This window comes from Streptomyces sp. NPDC088762, assembly GCF_044750905.1.
In the GTDB taxonomy this organism is placed as follows: Bacteria; Actinomycetota; Actinomycetes; order Streptomycetales; family Streptomycetaceae; genus Streptomyces.
Map to the genome: position 1 here is coordinate 185,309 of NZ_JBIVKT010000006.1, position 19,146 is coordinate 204,454.

At 69.7% G+C, this 19,146-nt stretch carries 14 protein-coding genes and 3 pseudogenes; 10 read left to right on the forward strand and 7 right to left on the reverse strand.

What is annotated here, in order from left to right:
* The first annotated feature begins 38 nt into the window (after positions 1–38).
* The 4 genes and pseudogenes from ACIP5M_RS17065 to ACIP5M_RS17080 form a co-directional block, all read left to right on the forward strand.
* Entirely contained in the window at positions 39–974 is a 936-nt protein-coding gene (locus tag ACIP5M_RS17065; protein WP_401197613.1) for a sterol desaturase family protein, read from the forward strand.
* A 125-nt stretch (positions 975–1,099) separates the two neighbouring features.
* The gene (locus ACIP5M_RS17070; RefSeq protein WP_401197616.1) at positions 1,100–2,938 is read left to right on the forward strand and encodes an ABC transporter ATP-binding protein; all 1,839 of its coding nucleotides are present in this window, start codon (positions 1,100–1,102) and stop codon (positions 2,936–2,938) included.
* On the forward strand, positions 2,935–4,647 hold the full coding sequence (locus ACIP5M_RS17075) for an ABC transporter ATP-binding protein (protein WP_401197619.1): 1,713 nt from the start codon (positions 2,935–2,937) through the stop codon (positions 4,645–4,647). The genes ACIP5M_RS17070 and ACIP5M_RS17075 overlap by 4 nt, the downstream gene beginning before the upstream one ends.
* 257 nt (positions 4,648–4,904) lie before the next feature.
* Positions 4,905–5,183: pseudogene (locus tag ACIP5M_RS17080) on the forward strand (ATP-binding protein); the annotation flags it as partial.
* Between the two features lie 13 nt (positions 5,184–5,196).
* Here ACIP5M_RS17080 and ACIP5M_RS17085 read toward each other — a convergent pair.
* A complete protein-coding gene (locus ACIP5M_RS17085; protein ID WP_401197622.1) occupies positions 5,197–5,853 on the reverse strand; it encodes a class I SAM-dependent methyltransferase in 657 nt (218 codons plus the stop codon).
* A gap of 1,138 nt (positions 5,854–6,991) precedes the next feature.
* On the opposite strand from ACIP5M_RS17085, the pseudogene ACIP5M_RS17090 reads away from it, so the two are divergent.
* From ACIP5M_RS17090 to ACIP5M_RS17105, 4 genes and pseudogenes are all read left to right on the forward strand, one after another.
* Positions 6,992–7,193: pseudogene (locus ACIP5M_RS17090) on the forward strand (hypothetical protein); the annotation flags it as partial.
* 595 nt (positions 7,194–7,788) lie between these two features.
* Positions 7,789–8,808 carry a tetratricopeptide repeat protein gene (locus ACIP5M_RS17095; RefSeq protein ID WP_401197625.1) on the forward strand — a complete coding sequence of 340 codons (1,020 nt, stop codon included), beginning with the start codon at positions 7,789–7,791 and terminating at the stop codon, positions 8,806–8,808.
* A gap of 751 nt (positions 8,809–9,559) precedes the next feature.
* Complete coding sequence (locus ACIP5M_RS17100) at positions 9,560–10,474, forward strand: hypothetical protein (protein ID WP_401197628.1); 915 nt, start codon at positions 9,560–9,562, stop codon at positions 10,472–10,474.
* Between the two features lie 108 nt (positions 10,475–10,582).
* Positions 10,583–10,897: a hypothetical protein gene (locus tag ACIP5M_RS17105; protein WP_401197630.1), complete on the forward strand. Its 315-nt coding sequence runs from the start codon at positions 10,583–10,585 to the stop codon at positions 10,895–10,897.
* Positions 10,898–10,977: 80 nt separating this feature from the next.
* Here the strand turns inward: ACIP5M_RS17105 and ACIP5M_RS17110 are convergent.
* Both ACIP5M_RS17110 and ACIP5M_RS17115 read right to left on the reverse strand, forming a co-directional pair.
* A pseudogene (locus ACIP5M_RS17110) lies at positions 10,978–11,199 on the reverse strand (ATP-binding protein); the annotation flags it as partial.
* A gap of 329 nt (positions 11,200–11,528) precedes the next feature.
* The gene (locus ACIP5M_RS17115) at positions 11,529–11,924 is read right to left on the reverse strand and encodes a hypothetical protein (protein ID WP_401197633.1); all 396 of its coding nucleotides are present in this window, start codon (positions 11,922–11,924) and stop codon (positions 11,529–11,531) included.
* A gap of 148 nt (positions 11,925–12,072) precedes the next feature.
* Between ACIP5M_RS17115 and ACIP5M_RS17120 the strand changes: the two genes are divergently transcribed.
* On the forward strand, positions 12,073–12,477 hold the full coding sequence (locus tag ACIP5M_RS17120) for a hypothetical protein (RefSeq protein WP_401197636.1): 405 nt from the start codon (positions 12,073–12,075) through the stop codon (positions 12,475–12,477).
* A gap of 429 nt (positions 12,478–12,906) precedes the next feature.
* On the opposite strand, the gene ACIP5M_RS17125 is transcribed toward ACIP5M_RS17120, so the two are convergent.
* From ACIP5M_RS17125 to ACIP5M_RS17140, 4 genes are read right to left on the reverse strand one after another with little or no spacing between them, the layout of a single operon-like run.
* Positions 12,907–13,581 carry a histidine phosphatase family protein gene (locus ACIP5M_RS17125; RefSeq protein WP_401197639.1) on the reverse strand — a complete coding sequence of 225 codons (675 nt, stop codon included), beginning with the start codon at positions 13,579–13,581 and terminating at the stop codon, positions 12,907–12,909.
* A gap of 8 nt (positions 13,582–13,589) precedes the next feature.
* Complete coding sequence (locus ACIP5M_RS17130) at positions 13,590–15,296, reverse strand: GMC family oxidoreductase (RefSeq protein WP_401197642.1); 1,707 nt, start codon at positions 15,294–15,296, stop codon at positions 13,590–13,592.
* A gap of 20 nt (positions 15,297–15,316) precedes the next feature.
* Complete coding sequence (locus ACIP5M_RS17135; RefSeq protein ID WP_401197645.1) at positions 15,317–15,715, reverse strand: sugar dehydrogenase complex small subunit; 399 nt, start codon at positions 15,713–15,715, stop codon at positions 15,317–15,319.
* 18 nt (positions 15,716–15,733) lie between these two features.
* Positions 15,734–16,606, reverse strand: a complete 873-nt coding sequence (locus ACIP5M_RS17140) for a nuclease (RefSeq protein WP_401197648.1) — start codon at positions 16,604–16,606, stop codon at positions 15,734–15,736.
* A 609-nt stretch (positions 16,607–17,215) separates the two neighbouring features.
* Between ACIP5M_RS17140 and ACIP5M_RS17145 the strand changes: the two genes are divergently transcribed.
* A complete protein-coding gene (locus tag ACIP5M_RS17145) occupies positions 17,216–18,574 on the forward strand; it encodes a PQQ-binding-like beta-propeller repeat protein (protein WP_401197651.1) in 1,359 nt (452 codons plus the stop codon).
* Positions 18,575–19,146 lie beyond the last annotated feature (572 nt).

Sequence of the window (19,146 nt, forward strand, 5' to 3'; positions counted from 1 at the left end):
TCAAGCCCGCCGGGCACCGCGGCCGCGAGGCTGCCGGTATGCCTACAAAGACCGCCGCGGCGCCCCCTGTCGCCCCCGCTGAATTCCTGGTCCGGTACGCGTACGTGCCCTTCATGCTGCTCGGCGTCAACGGTGCCGCCATCTGGCTGGTCGGCGCCGGAGCCCCGAAGCCGTGGCTGCTCGTGCTCCTGGCGTTCGCGGTGGGCTGCTCGTTCGCCGCCGAACGCGTGCTCCCGTACCTGCCCGCGTGGAACACCCCGCGCGGGGACGGCCGCCGTGACACCGTCCACGCGTTCGTCAACGAGCTGTTCACCCTTGCCGGACTCGCCGTCGTACCCGCGGCCGCCGCGCTCGCACCGGCCCGGGGGGTGTGGCCGGACAGCTGGCCGCTGTGGTGCCAGGTGCTGCTCGCCGTCGCCGTCGCCGACCTCGGCATCACCCTCGTACACCGCGCCAGCCACCACGTCGGCTGGCTGTGGCGGCTGCATGCCGTCCACCACAGCGTCACGCGCTTCTACGGCTTCAACGGTCTGATGAAGCACCCCCTCCATCAGAGCCTCGAGACCCTCGGGGGCGTCACCCCGCTGCTGCTGCTCGGCATGCCCCTCGACGTCGCCTCCGTCCTCGCCTTCGCCGTCGCCGTCCAGCTACTGCTCCAGCACTCCAACGCCGATTACCGCACCGGCCCGCTCAACAAGCTCCTCGCCCTCAACCAGGGCCACCGGTTCCACCACCTGAAATGGGCCGGCATCGGAGACGTCAACTTCGGCCTGTTCACCCTCGTTTGGGACCACGCCATGCGCACCTACACCTACGACCCGGACCGGCGGTTCACCTCCGAAGACCTAGGCATGGCCGCCAAGCCCGACTACCCGGCCTCCTACCTCGCCCAGCTCGCCGAACCGTTCCGGCCCAGCCGGCCGAAATCAGACAGGTCGGACAGCGACGCGACGCGGACTGGCACCCGATCCTGACGCCCGTCCGGGCGTCCTTGATCACGCATGTGGCCACCGCCACTCCCCCACGCATCCCGCATCCCCATGACCGCCGGCCCGGTTCCGGGCCCGGTCGCGGCGGAATCGACGAAGACAGGAGCAGCATGACCACCACCGACCTCACCGAGGCCAGGGAGCGGGCCGCACCACCGCCCGCTGCCGATCCCGCGGCGGAAGAGAGCACGACGGGGCTGCTGCGCCCCCATTACGCGAGTTTCGCCGCCGTGGTGACGCTGCAGGTCATAGGTGCCCTCGCCGGTCTGATGCCGCTGCTGGCCGTCGTCGAGCTGGGGCGCACCCTCTTGGCACCCGGCCCGGTAGACGACGGCCATGTCCGGATCGTCGTGATCGAGGGTGCCGGGGGCCTGCTCCTCCGGCTTCTGTTCACGGCCGCCTCGTCAGGACTTGGACACGTCGTGGACGGCCGGGTGCAGCTGACGCTCCGCCGGCGACTGGCCGCGCGGCTCGGGCGGGTACCGATCGGCTGGTTCTCCCGGCGCCGGACCGGTGAGCTGGCCAAGGTGGTGGGGGACGACGTGAGCGCCGTGCACCCGTTCATCGCCCACGCCCCCGGGGAGCTGGTTTCCGCCTTCGTGGTTCCTCTGGCGTCGCTGGTCTACCTGTTCACCATCGACTGGCGGCTCACACTGATCACGCTGATACCGGTCGTGCTGGCGGTGGCGCTGGTCCCCCTGATGATGACCCCGGCCCGGCTGCGCGAGCAGGAGGAGTTCGACGCGGCCATGGGACGGATCTCGAGTTCCGTCGTCGAGTTCGTCCAGGGCATCGCGGTGGTCAAAGCGTTCGGCGCGTCGGGGCGCGCCCACCGTCGGTTCCGCACGGCCGTGGACGATTTCGTCGGCAGCTTCCTCGGGATGGTGCGCGGGCTCGCCGGCGTCGCCGCCGGCATGCAGGTGGCGCTGTCGCCGCCGTTCGTACTGTCGGTCGTCCTGATCGGCGGTACGGCTCTGATCACCACCGGTGGCATGGCTCCGGCCGACCTGCTGCCCTTCCTGCTCCTCGGACTGGGACTGACCGCTCCGGTGGCGGCCCTCGGCCACGGGTTCGACGACATGCAGGCCGCCCGCCGCGCCGTCGGCCGGATCCGGGAGGTGCTCGCGGTGCGGCCGCTGCCCGAGCCCGCGCACCCGGTGGCACCGCGGGGTCACCGGGTGGAACTGCGTGGCGTCCGGTTCGGCTACGACGCCGATCGCGAGGTCCTGCGCGGCGTCGACCTGGTGCTCGAACCGGGGACGAGAACCGCGATCGTGGGGCCGTCGGGAAGCGGGAAGTCCACGCTGGTGCAGCTGTTGCCGCGGTTCTTCGACCCGACCCACGGCTCGGTGACCCTGGGCGGTGTGGATCTGCGCGAGCTCGGCAGCCGGGAGCTCTACCGGACGGTCTCCTTCGTCTTCCAGGACGTCCGCCTGCTGCGTGCATCGGTCGCGGACAACATCGCCCTGGCGGTACCGCACGCCGACCTCGACGACGTGGTGCGCGCCGCCCGGCTGGCGAACATCCACGACCGGATCCTCGAACTCCCCCACGGATACCGGTCGGTGGTCGGTGAGGACGCCGGTCTGTCGGGTGGCGAGGCACAGCGGATCGCGCTCGCACGCGCACTGCTCGCCGACGCGCCCGTCCTCGTGCTCGACGAGGCGACCGCCTTCGCGGACCCGCAGACCGAACAGGCGGTACGCCGGGCACTGGCGACGCTGGGGGGTGACCGGACGGTCCTGGTCATCGCCCATCGCCTGGAGACGATCGCCGACGCCGACACCGTCGTGATGCTGGACGAAGGACTGATCGTCGAACAAGGCAGACCGGCCGAACTGCTGGCGCGCCCCGGAAAGTTCGCCGCGTTCTGGCAATCGCGGCGGACGACGCCGGCCGACCAGGTCGCGACGCCGGATGACGTACCTCAAGGAGGCGGGCCCCGATGATCCGAATGCTGCTGCGCGTGCTGGGCCGCGAATACGCCCCGCCGGTGCGTCGCACCGTGGCCCTGATGACGGCGACCGCGGTGGTCGAGGGCCTGTCCTACGCCCTGCTGGTTCCCGTGCTGCGGGCCCTTTTCGGAAGCACGCCCGAAGACGCCCGGCTCTGGCTGATCGCGTTCGGGACCGCGGTCGCGGGCTACGCGGTACTGCGTTACGTCAGCGACCGGTCCGGTTTCCATGCCGGGACCACGCTGTTGCGCGGCACGTACCACCGTCTCGGCGATCATCTGGCACGACTGCCCCTCGGCTGGTACGACGCGGGCCGCCTCGGAGAGGTGTCCGTCCTGGCCAGCCGCGGCGTCCTCCAGGCGATGAGCGCGATCGCGCACCTGCTGGGCCCGTTCATCTCCGCCTGCGTGACTCCCCTGACGATCGTCGTGGTGATGCTGGCCTTCAACTGGCAGATCGGTCTGGCCGCGGCGGCCGCCGTACCGATCGTGGCGGTGATCCAGATCCGGACCGGCCGCTCGATGGCCGCCGCCGACGCTGAGCGGCACGCACGCGACCACGAGGCCACCGGGCGGGTCATCGAGTACCTCCAAGCCCAGCCCGTACTGCGCGCCGGAGGCCGGACCGTCGAACGCTTCAAGCTGCTCGACGACTCGCTGCGGGACGTCGAGCGCGCGTCCCGGCGCTCCGCGCTGTCGGCGCTGCCCGGCGTGGTGGGGTTGACGCTCACGGTACAGATGGCGTTCACCGTCGTGCTGGCCCTGGGCGCCTACCTCGCGCTCGGCGGGGACATCGGTGCGGCGGAGGTCCTGTCGATCCTGGTGCTGGCCGCCCGCTGCGCGGATCCGTTGCTGTCCCTGGCGGACCTCGGCGGCCAGATGCGCGGCGCGCGTTACGAGCTCGCGAGGCTCGACGCGGTGTTGCGTACCGAACCACTGCCGGAAGCTGCGGAACCGGTCCAGCCGGTCCGCCACGACGTGGAGTTCGAGTCCGTCTCCTTCCGGCGCGGCGACCGGACGGTGATCGAGGACCTGTCGTTGTCGTTGCCGCAGGGACAACGGCTGGCCGTGGTCGGACCCTCGGGTTCCGGCAAGAGCACGTTCCTGCAACTGCTCGCGAGGTTCTACGACGTGGACGCGGGGGCCGTGCGTTTGGGGGGTGTGGACGTACGTGCGGTCGACCCACAGGCGTTGATGGCGCAGTTCGCCATCGTCTTCCAGGACGTTTATCTCTTCGACGGCACGATCGAGGAGAACGTGCGTCTGGGCCGCCCGGACGCGAACGACGCCGAGGTACGGGCGGCAGCGGCCGCGGCGCGGTTGGACGAGGTGATCGAGCGACTGCCCGGTGGATGGTCCACGCATGTCGGCGAGGGCGGCGCGCTGCTCTCGGGCGGTGAGCGCCAGCGCGTCTCGATCGCGCGAGCACTGCTGAAGGACGCGCCCGTCGTGCTGCTGGACGAGGTGACCTCGGCGCTGGACCCGGTGAACGAGGCAGCCGTCCACGAGGGCATCGAACGCCTGATGGCCGGCCGGACGGTGGTGATGGTCGCGCACCGGATGCGGACCGTCCAGCGGGCCGATCGCGTCGTCTTCCTGGACGGCGGCCAGATCGTGGAGGAAGGCAGCCACGACGAACTGCTGCACCTCGGCGGCCGCTACGCCGCTTTCTGGAACGCTTCCCTGGCTCCCGGCGGCGCGTGACGAGCCGTACCACGGCCGTCGGACCGTGCCGACGGCCCTGCCGGAGCAGGCCCCCGTCGGCCCCGTCCGGGCTGGAAGACGCTGACCCACCGTGACACAGGCAGCAGGCCGCCCAGCGGGCCGCCCACCAGTACGGCGTCGGCGCGGTCCGGCCGCGGGCCCGGGCCGAGTTCGTCCGGCTCCGCCCGTACGTCACCTACCGGGTCCGGAACGGACCGCGGACGGCAGCCGCCTGCTGCCGGTGCGCGGGCTCGGCCGGCTCGACGGGCCGCCGCCTGCCCAGGCGCTGCGGGCGCGTTGATCTTTTGTGCATCAACGAGCTCGGCTCCACGGAACTCGACCGTCGCGGCGCCGAACTCCTCTTCCAGGTTTTGACCGAGCGGGAGGAAATGAACAGCATGGCGATTGCCTCGAACGAGTCGTTCTCTGGCTGCAGCAACGTCATCGAGACCGGCACCAACTCCTATCGCCTCGCCACCACCCGCGTCCCGCGCCCCGCGCCCCGCGCCGACGAACATGAAGCCGCCGAGGGCTGACCTCCTCAGCCCATCACACCTCGGCGATCAGGGCATACCGTTCATCGTCCACCGGACCACCCCACAAATCAGGGTCGCTGCTGAGCGGCTCAATGCGCACAGCGGCAACAAGAGGGCGCACGGCCGCGGCAAGGTCTTCGGCGCTGATTCCGCCGTTCCACGGCAGCGATTCAGCGCCAGCCACATACGGGACGCCCCTCTGGCCTGCCTCACGCCAACGCCCCTCGACCAGTACCAGCCGGCCGCCCGGCCGCAAGCGTGTCACCCACTCGCGCAAAGCGGCCTCCGGATCAGGCAGCGTCCACACCAGATGCCGCGACAACACGACATCGAACTGCTGTTCCCCGGTCGGGGGCATCATGGCGTCACCGACCAGAAAACGGCCGGCAAGGCCGGCGGTCTCGAACTTCGTGCGCGCCTGCTCAACCATGCGCGGCGCCAGGTCGACCCCCGTCGGCCGGTGCCCGGCCTCGGCCAACAGCAAGGACACCGACCCGGTGCCACAGCCGATGTCGAGAACGTCGACTGGATCGGTTGGCATCAAGGACTGCAGGAGCCGGGCCCACGCAGCGCGTGTGTCGTCAGCCTTCAGCCCGTGGTCGGGCTCGTCGTCGAAGGCCGCTGCGGCGTCATCCCAGTAGGCAGCTATCGAAGCAGTGCGGTCAGTCATGACTCGATGTTCTCAGCAGCCACTGACACTCCAGACACCCAGCAGCGGTGTCAGCGCTCCCATCCCGTACTGTGCGCTCCATACACCATTCTTCCTGGCCTGCGGCAGTCGCCGCGTCCTCTGACCAGCTCCTGACACCGACGGTCTCCCCTGGCGGGCACCGGCTCTGGATGGCATTTACAACCGGTAACCAGGCTCTCCCTCAGCGGGCCCGGCCACCCATGGGTGGCCGGGCCCGCTGCTGTTTGTCAGTGCCTGTGCCTTCGTCAGACCGGGAGGCAGGGGCCGGGAGGGACACAGCCCGGCGGCGGCTTGATCGGACCCGGGGGGATCCCAGGCGGCGGCGGGACGGGAGCCGGGCCGCCGGGCGGCGGGACCGGAGCCGGGTTCGGGTTCGGGTTCGGGTTCGGGTTCGGGGCTGGCGGCTTGTGTTCGCAGTAGACCTTCCCCTTGAAGAACTTGCAGCCCGGCATGTTCTCCACGTCCCGAGGCCCCTTACGCCCCTTCTTGCCCTTCTTCTTGTCATGATCACCGCCATGATTCCCCTTGGCTTGATCGGCATAATTGACCGATGTTGAAGGGGCCTGCTTGGCGTGAGGCATCGTGGGAGCGGCGAAGGCACTGGTGGGCAGCAGTACGCCGCCCCCGACCAGGACGCCCGACAGGGCAAGCAGAGAAAGACGCTGCTTCCGAGAGGTGCGAGTCATGGGAATTCTTCCTTTCAGCGGGACAACTTGAATCACCAGGAAACCCTCTGCACGCCGCGCCGGTCATGCCACGACAGCTCGGGACTTGACAGGCGCGGAAGTTGCCTGAAGAAGCCGAGAGGCCACGAGGCGAGATCACACCCTGCAGCCAGCCTCTCGCTCCGACGATCACCTCCCCGGATGGCGGCCCCGCGCTGCCGATCACCCGGCAACCGCGGCTGGCCCGGCCCGAACCTCGTCACGTCCTCGCTGGTCACGTCCATGCGCCCGGCGCCGTTGATCAAGCCGAGTCCGCCGGTGGCTCTCTAGCTCAGGGTGTGGGGTGTATGCACGCTGAGTGATGACCAAGGTCGTCTGGCGGTGGTCGAGCATGGCTCCTCGTGTCACGCCGAGATGACGCCCAAGCCCCGCAACCACACCACCAACTCACAGAGTGCTTCACGGGCGGCCGGATCCTCGTCACCGTCCCGACCCTGGCCCTGCTCGCGCAGACCGCCCAGGCGTGGCGGCTGGTAGGCCACCGCGCCCTGATGGTCGCGGCGTGTTCGCTGGAGAACGACCCGGTGCTCGACGAGCTCGGGGTTTCGCACCACCCCCAACCCGGCCCAGCTCGCCCTGTGGGCTGGGCTGGGCTGGGCAGGGCCGGTCAAGGCTGGGCGTACAGCCCGCCCAGATACCGCCTCCCACCCCGCCGGCCAGCCCTACGAGAAAGGTTCCGAGCAAGTCCCAGCAAGCGTTCTGGCGCGGCCTGACCGCCCTCTCACAATGGGCGGAGCGAGAAAGCCCCACCGGCCGGCACCCCGCGCCATGCCGAGGAGAGGGCGAGGCGGGGCCGGTGGTCGCGAAGCTGGGCGGTATGGATCTCCGACACCAAGAGCCGGCGCGACAAGCTCACCCAGGAGCAGCTCGCCGCCCTCGCAGCCCTCGAGGTGGACTGGGCCCGGTGGAAGGTCAGCGTGGTGCGGGCATGGCACGTGAAACGTACGATGCGTGTTCACGTGAACGCTTACAGTGACCACACTCGGTCCTTGTCTGGGATCCCCGAAGGCAAGTTCTTCATCGTCAACATCGCGACCGGTCGGGCCGTGCGCGTGCTCAAAGTCCTGTGGCACGCGCTGCCACGGCCCTTGGGCAACCGGCCGCACGGGGGGCGTCGGTATCACCCGCATGGAGCAGTGCACCGCCCGAGCTGTCGCCATCGGACCGGGCCCACGACACGATCGAGGGCATGCGATGGCCAAGGGCGCGCCGGAAGAGGGACCGGGAACAGCTCCAGGACGCGCAGGCCCGTTCGTTGTACGAGCGTCTTGCCATAGCCGGTGACACCGACGCCATGAACAGCCTCGGGTTACTGCTGTCGGAGCAGGGCGACCTGCGAGGGGCCCGCACCTGGCTGCAGCGTGCCGCCGACGCCGGTGATCCCGGGGGCATGTACAACCTCGGTGTCCTGCTGCGGGAGCAGGAGGATGTGGAGGGGGCCCGCACCTGGCTGCAGCGGGCCGCCGACGCCGGCCACACCGTCGCCATGTCCTACCTCGGGGTCCTGCTGCGGGAGCAGGGGGACGCCGGGCAGGCCCGTACGTGGTACGCCCGTGCGGCCGAAGCCGGCGACCCCGACGCCATGGACAGCCTCGCTTTTCTCCTGCTCGAGGAGCAGGAGACCGGGGAAGCCCGTACGTGGTACGCGCGTGCGGCCGAAGCCGGCCACGTCGGCGCCATGTCCAACCTCGGCGTCGTGCTGAAGGTGCAGGGGGATCTTGAGGGAGCCCGCGCGTGGTTGCAGCGTGCCGCCGAAGCCGGCCATGTCGGCGCCATGTCCAACCTTGGCGCCCTGCTGAAGGAGCAGGGCGACGCAGAGGGTGCCCGCACTTGGTTGCAGCAGGCCGCCGACGCCGGTGATCCCGGGGGCATGTACAACCTCGGGCGTCTGTTGCATGAGCAGGAGGATTTGGAGGGAGCGCGTACGTGGCATGAGCGTGCCGCCGACGCGGGCATGATCGACGCCATGACCAACCTCGGCGTCCTGCTGGACGAGCAGGGGGAGACCGAGGAGGCGTACGCCTGGTGGCAGCGTGCCGCCGCGACCGGCGACACCGACGCCATGTACAACCTCGGTGTCCGGCTGTATCAGCAGGGAGATGCCGAGGGAGCCCGCATCTGGTGGCAGCGTGCCGCCGACGCCGGCGACACCGATGCCATGGACGCGCTCCGGGGAAATGGTGGCGCAGCCGGTGAACCTTCGAGCTGACCGGAGCAGGCTCAGCGCAGTACGGCCGCCGGCAGGTCGGTTGCCAACGCCGTTAGATCCGGCACATTGAGCGTGTAGAGATGCCGATGCCGAACGAGAGCAGCAGCGAGGAGCCAGCGGAAGGCCCGGGCGCTCGTGGGTGAGGAGGAACTCGTTGAGGGCCGTCGCGGCGAGGAGGACGAGTGCGCCGTAGGCGGCGATGCGGGTGCAGCGGTCGGGGTCGAGGGGGTGGTGGTGGACTACGGCGCCGCTGATGAGGCCTGGCCCGGTCGACAAAGTAGCCGACATAGCCGAGGTAGCGGGCGGCCAGTGATCGCTTGTGGGAGGAGTGGGCTTTCGGCGGGCGGCCTGCCCCGCCAGCGGGGGGATCCGCAGCAGTCTACGGTGTGCAGGCCTCGAGGAGCTGGGGCATGTGTGCGGGTTCTTGGGTGGGTGCGTGGCTCATCACCGGCCGGGGCGCAGGAGTGGCAGCGGTACCGGGGTACCGGGTCGGCGATGAGAGTCCGGGCGGATTGGGCAATGCGCCCGGATCTACACCTGCTGCACCACTGAACCGAGGGAACTGTGCGACGGAGGAAGGCCACGGGGCAGGATCTGCGGCCATTGCTGCGGCGACATCGCGACGAAGGCGGGCTGTGGCTGGGGCCGGTTCCTCCCTTGCCGGGCTCCCGCGGTCAGGCACTGCTGACTCGCCCGGTAACGTAGCGCTCTTCGGGTGCCGTCGGGGCCGGAGTCCCTGAGGTGAATACCGATGACCATCGGCGAACTGCCCACCGTATGGAGCCTCTCCCACGAGGACGCCCTAGCTGGATGGCGAGCACTGTGGTGGAGTGTCGGACCGGACAACGAACTCGCAGTGATCCTGGTCCAAGAACGGAACCTGCACCGTTCCCCGTACATCAAGGGCTGGATCGGCTGGCGCGTATCGGCCCCGTGTGACGGCCTGCTGGTTGTGGTCACAGACGGGGTAGAACACCGCACAACCGTGACTGGCATAAACCAATCGACCAGTCATCTGGTTTTCCTCACATGGTCCCGGTTCCTGCTGACGTCGGGCCGTAGCCGCCAGGGCAAGAACGGATCCTGGGACGCCAACGCCGTCCTGTACTCCCCTGGCGGCTACCCGATGAACCACATCTGTCTCGGCGAAGACATCGACTACGTCATCGCCGACCGCAACGGCGGCATTTGGACCGCTCACGGCGACCAAGGCATCTACGGCCACCACCCTGCATCCCGCGCCGGCCTCGCCCGCTGGAACACCGACGGCGACCACACGTGGACTCCGCAGCGCCTGCCCGTGCTGCCTCTCGGCGGCAACGCCGCAGCCACAGAAGGAACGCTGGCCTGGCACGCGTGGTACAGCCCCGAAGGGGCCTTCCTCACCCGGGTCGACCCCGCTACCGGAGAGGAGAGCAACTGGATCAACCCCGTCAGGGACACCGACGGCATCACTGTCCGGGGCAACCGAATGATCCTCACCCACCGCTTCCGCAACCGGCCCGGCGTCGAACTGAACCACGCCGAACTCATCGACGACGCCTGGGTCGTCACCGCACAAGAGCGACTGAGCCTGCCCGGTCCGATGGGCATGCGCTGCACCCAGGGCCGCGACGGGGCCCTCTGGCTCCGCGGCGGCGACACCTGGATACGAATCTCCATCTGAGCCCTCACACCCGACTCACTGAACACAGCGGCAAGCCCTACTGGCTGCATGCGGGGGGAATCCTCCCCCGCGCCTCCTGCCCGGGCAGCGAATCAAACGACGCCCGAGGTGGGCCGCTTCTTCACCGAGGCCGGCTTTGAGGTCACCGCCGTCGTGGGCCTGCGCTGTCCGTCCGCCACGGACATCGCCCGAGTGGGATCCGCTCGGATCCGCGAGACGGTAACCGCGCTGGACGGTCCTGACGTCGAGGCCATCGTCCAGGTGGGCACGAACCTTTCCTTCGTCTCCCAGGCCGAGACGCTGGAAGCAGAGCTGGGCAAACCGGTCGTCGCGATCAATGCGGCCACCCTTTGGCACGCCCTCCGCGAACACGGATTCAACGACCGCGTCCAGGGGGCCGGGGCACTCTTGCGAGACCACTGAAGCCGACACGGCGTCGGTCACGCCATGGGCCACCCGGAGGTGTCGCGCCGAGGCGGGTCAGTGAAGCGGACGGTGACAAATCAGGCCCCGCCGGGTTTGGCATGAGCCGTAGCCGTCGCGTGGTGGGCCTGCATGACGGCGGTCACGAGGGCGGGGCCGAGTCCGGCTCCTTCACCGGGGGCGTGGGTACGGTGGCCAACCCGGCGGAAAGGCTCGAACAGCAACGGTGCGGTGGCATCGCCAATTTGGGGGGCGGTGTTGGTGACCGTCGATGTCCGGCCGGTGAGTGTGATGGTGATGTTTCCGCCACGATGGGTTGTAGCGCAGAGCGTCGTCGAGGAGGTTGCGGACCATCATCGACAGCACGGGAGGCGTACGCAAACGACCAGGCGTCCCCGGACAGCCTGATCGCGGTCTCCGCAGCCTCCAACCACTCCAAGGCCGACAAGGACCCGGCCGAGTGGCTGCCCTCGGACGGCTCCTACCACTGCACCTACGCCGCGACCTGGGTTGGCACGTAGCTCCGCTGGGACCTGGCCGTAGACGAGGCCGAGGACTGCCAGACGACAACCGTGGTTTACGAGTCTGCCCGGTAGCCCTCGCCGTGGCGCCCGGGAGGCGTGTGGGGCACTCAGCCCACGGAAGTCGAGCGCGATAGCCTGCTGGCACTTCCGGTTTGCTTTTCGTCCTCAAGGGTGGCTCGGCCGGTCAACTGGGATATCAGGATTGCCTCATAGCAGCTGGACAGGCACTCCAGCGCGTCATCGGCCGACAAGAAACCGCCGGGTGCTTCGAAGAGTCGAACCAGCCCAATCAGGAAGGGACCGACCGCCGGCCGGGTGGGAACATCGGGCAGAAGGTCGTAGCGAGCCAGAAAGTCTCGTGCGAAGGCCGCGTCGTCCCACCAGCTAGCTGGAGATTGTGCGCGCAGGGCCAGTACAGACGTGACCAGCTCGGAGTGCGGTGCCGGGAAGAAGTCGTCAAACGGCGGCTCGAAGAGAGGAATTGTCCTCCGACGCTCTGCCACTTCTTAACGGTAGACGGGGACGCTCCTCCGTACGCAACAGACGAGGTTGTACGCCGACACGGGCTCCGCGACCGACGTCGGGCTACTCACAGGAAGGTGAGTACGTGCGCTCTGCCGCAGCACCAGGGCCGGTCGCGATAGTGGGGCCATGCGCCAGAGATCACTGAAACTCGCTCCCTACCTGCTGTTTCTCATAGCCGCCGCGGCATGGACCGCCTGGCTGGGCTGGGACCAGCATCGCGACGTCGCCCCCGACGGCTCAGTGAGCGGCCCCTACGAGGCATGGCAGGTGATCGGGCTGGTACTGACCCTGCTGGCGCCGGTGTACTGGGCGGCGTCCCGGGGCCACGTCGCGCACGCCGTGCTTGGCACCACGGCCGGTCTGACCGCCGCCGTCGCCTACGACTGGTCGGACGACGCCAGCGGCCTCTTCTTGATCGGCGTGGTCATGGTCATGGTGGCGAGCCTCGTGGCGACCTTCGCCCTGTCCAGCCTGATCTCCTCCGTGACGGGGGTCGCACGGCGAAACGACACGGGACCGGCCGGAGCCTGAGCCGGCGCGAGAGGCTTCTGGGAGCCGGCCTGGACCGCACCGTCCACCCTTCCTACATTCCTCGCGCTCGAAGCCGCTTGGTCGCTCACCAAGGAACCACGACGAACTCGCCCACGCTCTCGCCGGGGCCGGGGCCGGGGACGGCTGAGCCACGCCGAGGACAACAGCGTTCTGCCCCAGGCCGCCGTCGAAGGGCGGGCAGCGGGGGCGGGCCTGCGGTGGCGTTCCCTGCGGCACCTCAAGCGGCGCGGCCCCAGGCGAAGACGACCAGCGATGACCCCAACGCCCCTGCAGCAGCTGGTTGCTCCGACACCCGTAGCCAGCGCCGGCCGCCGGCACCGCACCTTAGGGGGGTGCCGGGCGGCTGTCGCGTGCAGGCTGTTGAGTCAGTTCAGAGAAGTGACCTTCTCGGAACTGCTGCAGCGGCGATCAGCGATGTGGTCTACCCGGTGCCGGGCCCAAGGGGGGCAGGTGTGTGGTGTCGTTGAGCGCCGCCAGGACCCAGCGTGCGTTGCCGTAGGCGTCCCGCTGGCGTTGGAAGCGGGTGAGGGAGGCGTGGTCGGTACCGAAGCCGATGTAGGGCGCCTGCGCGAGGGGGATGCCGAGGAGGTGGTGGCAGGCGGCGTGGATGGTCTCGCCGTGGGCGGCCAGCAGGACGCGCTTGCCCTCGGCGTGCTCGAGGAGGCCGGCGAGGTACCGGGTGGCGCGGGTGAGATATCCGTTCCAGCTGTCCGCGCCGGGGGCGTAGGGCCGATCGGGGTGCGTGTGCGGGGCGCCGCCGAAGGCCTCCTCCACCTCCCGCCAGGCCATTCCGTCGGCCTCGCCGTGCCGGGGCCCGTCCAGGCCGGGGTCCTCGACCAGCGGCAGGTCGAGGGCCGCCGCCAGGATCTGGCCGCTCTCGCGCAGTCGCAGGCGCGGGCCCGCGTACACGGCGGCGAACGGCGTCGCGCGGTGCTCGGCGGCCAGTCGGGCGGCGAGCTGAGCGACTTGGCGGCGCCCGAGGTCGGTGAGCCCGGTGCAGGTCTTCGGGCCGCCGACGCGGCCTTCGACGTTGCACCGGGCCTCGCCGTGCCGGGCGATCACCAGCGCGGAGGTGACGGTCACCGGTGCTCTCAGAGCGCGGCGGCGAGCGCGTCGGCGGTGCGCAGGCTCAGTGCCGCACAGGTGAGCGTCGGGTTGGCGGTGCTGCCCGTGGGGAAGACCGCGCTGCCGACGACCCACAGGTTGGGGTGGGCGTGGGAGAGGCCGTTGGCGTCGACCACCGAGGTGCTGCGATCGGTCCCCATGCGCATGGTGCCCATGGGGTGGCCGGCGCCGTTGAACTTCAGCAGCGGCTGCAGTGGGTCCACCTCTCGGGCGCCGGCGGTGTCCTCGAGGTGTTGCCAGATGCGGCGCGCGACGGAGTGTCCGTAGGCCAGGGCGCGCTTGGAGTAGTCGTCGATCCGGTAGGAGATCTTGGGGCGCGGTACGTCCAGGGCATCCCGCTCGTCCGACAGCGTGACGCGGTTGGCGGAGTCGGGCAGCTGTTCGGTGGAGTAGCCGATCCGCATCATGCGGGTCACCCGCTCGGCGAGCGCCTCCTGGAGCTCCTGGCCGATGAGTTTGATCCGCTTGGTCTGCGGGTCCCACATCAGCTTGTCGAGCGCGGCGCCCGGGGTCTCGGTACGGCCCCATCCGTCGTTGCCGATGGTCAGGCGGAACGCGCCGGTGGTGCTCCGGAACGGGCCGTCGCGGAAGGTCTCGACGCTGAGGATGGACTGGGGGCCGCGGAAGGGGAACACGGGCCGGCCGAAGAGACCGACGACCTCCTCGGCCAGGTGGTCCATGAGGTTGCGGCCCACCTGGTCGCTGCGGTTGTCCAGGTTCGACATCAGCCACAGCTTCGGGGTCTCGACCGCGTTCAGCGCCAGCACCACGTGGCCGCCCTTGACCTGCTGTTCGGCCTTGTCCGCGGTGGTCCAGTCACGGAAGACCACCGTGGGCGCCGCCCCGTCGGCTCCTGGCGCGAGCCGGGTGACGGTGCATCCGGTGCGCAGCTCGATGCCGAGCTCGTCGCGGGCGCGCAGGACGTGCACGGAGGCGTCGTACTTCGCTCCGGAGGGGCAGATGGGGATGCAGCTGGAGTTGCCCTGGCAGGCACTGCGGCCCTGGTAATCCTGGGAGTTGCGGGCTTGGGGAGTGGTCAGGACCGTCACCGGGATGCCGTCGATGGGCGCGATGTCAGTCAGGGCGGCCCGTACGAGCTCGTCACCGTAGCTCGCGACGATCCCGGGCATCGGGAACTCCGTGGAGCGTGGGGTCAGGCCCGCCCAATCGTCGCCGTTGCCGGACACGCCCAGCTCCACCTCGGCCGCGGCGTAGTGGTTCTCCAGCTGGTCGTAGGTCAGGGGCCAGTCCACCGCGACGCCGTACTGCGTCTTGAGGTGGAAGTCGCTGGGCAGGAAGCGGGGGGCGTTGCCGCGCCAGGCCCAGGTGCTCCCGCCGACCATGCGCTGGTAGCCGCTCTTGTACAGGTCGGGGCCACTCTCCACGTAGTAGCGGTTCATGGCGACGGGGTCGCCCGTGCCGTCGGAGGAGGCGCCGTAGCCGAGCCGGTTGTTGTCCAGTGAGGCGTAGGGGGCGGGCACGTTCTTTCCTGCCGAGACCTGGTAGGCGTCGACGAACGCGGCGCGCACCCCCTCGTCCAGACCGTTGTCGCCCACGTCCATCAGCAGGATCCGGGCCTGCGGTTTCGCCGACTTGATCCGGCAGGCGCACAGCGCCCCGGCCACACCGGCACCGACGATCACCACGTCGTACGACGTGTCCATGGGGTCCATCTGCGGTGTCCTCGCCTCGGTCAGGGGTGCTGGGACCAATAGCCGTAGCCGCCCGGGACGGGAGCGGCCGAGAGGGGGTGGGCCCGGATGACCTGCCACACCAGGCCGGCCCGGTAGTGCGCGGGGGTGTCGGGCGGGTCCTGGCTGCCGTTCGGGCGGGTGAACTGGGCCGTGAACCAGATCGCCATGGTCTCCCGGGCGGCCCGGGCGAGTGCCGGGTCGCCGTCGAGGGTGGCGTGCAGCGCGGTGGCGGGGACGGCCGCCGTCGCGGCGGCCCGGTAGGCGTCGAGCAGGTGCGGCAGGTCGGCGGGGAACGCGGCCGCAAGCCGTGTCCGGTAGGCCTCGGCCAGTGTCGGCTCCAGGCCCTGTTCGCCGGTGAGGAGTTCCGACAGCGCGCGGAAGTCGTCGGCATCGGTCATGGTCGGGGTTCCTCCTGCTCACGCCTCTTCGAAGACGAGGTCCTCGGGCGGGTGGGTCATCTTCACCTTGGTGCCGTTGACGTCGACCACCGTGTCGAGGCCAGTCGGGGACTGGCCGGTGGACAAGATCCAGTACTTGTCCGCGGCCGCGTCGAGGAAGGCAGGGAAGCCGGCCAGGTCCGGAGTGCCGAGGTTGAGGTACTCCACGAGCCGGCGGAACAGCTTGGGCAGGATCACGGCGCCGTGTTCGGGGTGGGTGAGGGAGTCCATGCCGGTAACGGTCGCACCCGAGGTGGTGACGTCCTCGGCCCACAGGCCCTTCTTCACGGGTGCTTGCGCCGCTTGGGAGGCGGTGGTCAACTCGTCCCGCAGGTCGGCAAACAGGTTGCGGTAGAAGGTGGGGTAGACCAGACCGGCGGCGATCATGTGGTGGTTGACAGTCGTCCGCAGCAGTGGCACGTCCACGCGGATCATGGTTCCGCTGGCGCCCGGCGGGGTGCCCTTGCCCGCCAGTGCGATGCAGCGTTTGTCCGCGGTCGCGCCGCCGGTGAGGATCCAGCCGGGCACGCTCTCCGGCGTGGCGGCGATGACCTTCTCGTCGTCGTCCCGCTCGACGCTGGTGAACCCGATCCACTTCAGCAGCTCGTCCCGGGCCGCGTGCGCGAACTTCAGCGGCTGGCTGACCTCGGGGCCGCCGCGCTGGAAGTGCGTCTCCAGCGCGTCGATGGCGTCCAGCCGGAGCTTGGCCCGGCCGGCGCCGTTGCGTTTGACCTTGTGCGGTCCCGGCACGAGGTTCCACTCGGAGGGCGTGTCGGGGGTGAAGTGCACGGTGTCCCCGTCCGACCGGCCCCCCAGGATCTGGTACTTGCCCTTGATCAGCAGCATCGGCATGGCGACTCCCTGCTACGGGGATCCGAGCGGAGCGAGGTCGGCAAACGGCCACGACCCGAGGATCGGCATGGTGGTGGACACCGCCATCCCTACAACCCGCCCGCGGCCCCGCGCACCGCGCCGCGCCCGACTCACGCCGAACGCGACGCGAATCCCGCCATGTGCCCCACGGCAACCCGGCCCCGACTCGGCCATCCGGGGCCCCGTCCCGGGGCAGGTGCTTCAGCATTCGTGCGAGCCGCTGGCGCGCCCCGGACACGCGGTGCCGTCGGGCCTCGGCACCACCCGCTTTGAGCATGCCGGGAACCTAGCAGACCCCATCCTGACCTGCGGAAATACGGGTCCTGGTTCAGTCAACGGGCATCGGCCCCCCGACCGGCCGCCCCGGGCATCGCGCCTGCGGTGTGCGTGCCGGAGGGGGCATCGTTAGCAGGAAGAGCACCAGCACGTCGGCACCGGGGGGGGGTCGGGTACGGCGAGATGTGGACCTTCCGAGCTGGTCGTAGTGGTCGGCATCGGGTGCGCAGGCATACCGGACAGGTGCGGATCATGATCGAAGTAGGGTGGTCGTCGGGCGCGATCATTCAAGAGGAAAGACGGACAAAGAAGTTGAATCGTATACGTACGTCGGTGGCGCTCGGTCTGGTGCTGTCCGCGGGTCTCGTAACCGGGTGCTCCGGAGGGGCGGACGCCGGTGCCAAGGCCGGCGGCGGAGAAGCCGGAAAGGCAGCAGAGTCCGCGCCCGCGGCGCCGAAGGGCCCGGTCTATCAGGGCAAGCCGGTGCCCGGGCTGGCAGCGCAGCCGGCCTGGAGTCTGACGGGTGATGAGGCGGGGAACTGCGCGAGCAAGGCGTCCGAGAAGGACTCGTCTCAGCGCGACGTGTGCACGGTCGGGGACGCCGTCATCGTCACCGGCTACCGCGACGGGCAATCGGGCACGAGCACCTTCAGTGCCCAGCTCCTCGACGCCAAGACAGGCAAGCTGCGCAAGAAGTTCGACTTCACCCTCCCCGAGAAGAGCGGAGGGTCCACCCCGGCGGTGGCCCTCGTGCAGGTGGGCGAGTGGCGGGACGGTTCACCGGCCCTGCTGATCCGCAACCGCGTCGATACCCCGGCGGACGGCCTGAAGAAGGCCTCGACCCAGACCGTGCTGACCATGTACGCGCCGTCCGGCGAGAAACTGGGGAGCTCCTCCTTCGACGGGGACACCCACATGTCCACCCCGGTCAGGAACGGCTACCTCGTGGACACCAGCCTCTCCAGCGGCACCAAGTTCATCCCGATCGGTGACGGGGAGACCCTGACCATCGACGCCTCGCACATGGATTTCAAGGGGGCGGTCGGCTCCGGTCTCGGCTACTTCTCGCAGAAGGACATCTCCTTCCAGCCCTCCGCCCAGTGGCTGACCGCAACGGACATCCGCACGGGCAAGAAGGCGTGGAACACCAAGGACCTCGCGCCGCCGGCCGCCATCGCCAAGCTGGTCACCTCGGACAAGGCGACCAGTGCGCGGCTGATGCCGTATCAGGGCGACAAGGCCCTCCTCGAGTGGTCGTCGTACGGCGATTCCGAAGCGGTCATGACGCTGATCGATGTCAAGAGCGGCCGCCGGCTCACCGAGGGACCGGGCATCGACACCAACGGCACCGTCGATGACGACGGCCTCGCCATCTCCCCGGACGGCAAGACCGCGGTGGTGCAGTACGGCAAGGGCGCAGTCGCCTGGAACACGGAGACCGGCAAGGAACTGTGGCGCCAGGCCGCGGACGAGGTGAACATCACGCCGCGCGCTCTCCCCGGCAACGGTGTCCTCTACGCGTACCTGGACGGCACCGGAGCCGCGCTCGACGCGCGCGACAAGAAGCTGCTGACCTCGGGGATCGAGGAGATGCCGCAGTTCACGACGAACGGGTACGCCGCTGTCCGCAGCGCCGGCGGCCTCTTCGTCTTCGCCACCCAGCCCGTCTGACGGACGAGCGGCCCGCCCGGGGGGCGGTGTCGGGTGGGGTGGGGGTGCCTAACGACGGCGCCGCTGACAGGGTTTGACGATAGATAGGGTGCGATTACCCTGCCCGGCTGGCATCAGCGGAGCGGGGCGACGAGGTCAGCAAGAAGGAGGCCACGGCCACGCAGTGATCGCGGCCGTGGCACCCTTCGTTGACCGCTGGTCTGGTCGCCGGGTGCGGTCCGGCAGCCGATGACGCCAAGCCGAGCAGCAGCACGGCGCCGAAGCTGGTTGCGCACGACCCGCCGTCCTGGTTCGACGCGCGTGGGCAGGTGCAGCTGCCTTCCGCAGCGGTAGATTCCGCTGACGCTGCAGCTGTCTGGTCGGCGCTGGGGGTTGGTGGGGGGCCTCGCGGGGGGGCGGCCAATGGGGCGATGTCAGGCGCCCCCGGGGTTCCCCCGCTTCTCAAGCAGCGACATGCGCAGGCGGACCGCCCGGATGAGAACCGTGCACCGCTTGGTGGTCGGCGTGATGGTTAGCCGTGGGCGGTGTGGGGGTCTCTCAGGGGTTGTCTGCAACCCCGGGAACCGCCGCGA

What these genes read in the sequence shown, in the direction of transcription:
- ACIP5M_RS17120 (WP_401197636.1), top strand. Translation starts at nt 12,073, where the DNA reads ATGCGCCAGAGATCACTGAAACTCGCTCCCTACCTGCTGTTTCTCATA.
- ACIP5M_RS17085 (WP_401197622.1), bottom strand. Translation starts at nt 5,853, where the DNA reads ATGACTGACCGCACTGCTTCGATAGCTGCCTACTGGGATGACGCCGCA.
- ACIP5M_RS17095 (WP_401197625.1), top strand. Translation starts at nt 7,789, where the DNA reads ATGCGATGGCCAAGGGCGCGCCGGAAGAGGGACCGGGAACAGCTCCAG.
- ACIP5M_RS17130 (WP_401197642.1), bottom strand. Translation starts at nt 15,296, where the DNA reads ATGGACCCCATGGACACGTCGTACGACGTGGTGATCGTCGGTGCCGGT.
- ACIP5M_RS17070 (WP_401197616.1), top strand. Translation starts at nt 1,100, where the DNA reads ATGACCACCACCGACCTCACCGAGGCCAGGGAGCGGGCCGCACCACCG.
- ACIP5M_RS17140 (WP_401197648.1), bottom strand. Translation starts at nt 16,606, where the DNA reads ATGCCGATGCTGCTGATCAAGGGCAAGTACCAGATCCTGGGGGGCCGG.
- ACIP5M_RS17100 (WP_401197628.1), top strand. Translation starts at nt 9,560, where the DNA reads ATGACCATCGGCGAACTGCCCACCGTATGGAGCCTCTCCCACGAGGAC.
- ACIP5M_RS17075 (WP_401197619.1), top strand. Translation starts at nt 2,935, where the DNA reads ATGATCCGAATGCTGCTGCGCGTGCTGGGCCGCGAATACGCCCCGCCG.
- ACIP5M_RS17135 (WP_401197645.1), bottom strand. Translation starts at nt 15,715, where the DNA reads ATGACCGATGCCGACGACTTCCGCGCGCTGTCGGAACTCCTCACCGGC.
- ACIP5M_RS17065 (WP_401197613.1), top strand. Translation starts at nt 39, where the DNA reads ATGCCTACAAAGACCGCCGCGGCGCCCCCTGTCGCCCCCGCTGAATTC.